1 rRNA gene is annotated in these 267 nt (G+C 36.0%); it reads right to left on the minus strand.

The annotated features are described in order from the left end of the window. Positions 1–179: 179 nt before the first annotated feature. Positions 180–267 (minus strand): 5S ribosomal RNA (gene rrf, locus LQ686_RS14070); the annotation flags it as partial.

The following is a 267-nucleotide window of genomic DNA, read 5'->3' on the forward strand; positions in this document are numbered from 1 at the left end:
TACTTTCAGTACTCAATTATTGGAATTAACGTTGACATATTGTCATTCAGTTTTCAATGTTCATTTTGTCTCACAAGAAACTATTATACACTTGTTATATTCTTGTGTCAACATTTAATTCAATTTATTTTTCAAGAAAATTTCAAGAAAAAAAGACCCAAGGGTCAAAATTGAATTTTGCCCGGCAACGTCCTACTCTCGCGGAACGTAAGCCCAACTACCATCGGCGCTAAAGAGCTTAACTTCTGTGTTCGGCATGGGAACAGG

The sequence above is a fragment of the Mammaliicoccus sp. J-M41 genome (genome assembly GCF_022385935.1).
Lineage (GTDB): Bacteria > Bacillota > Bacilli > Staphylococcales > Staphylococcaceae > Mammaliicoccus > Mammaliicoccus sciuri_A.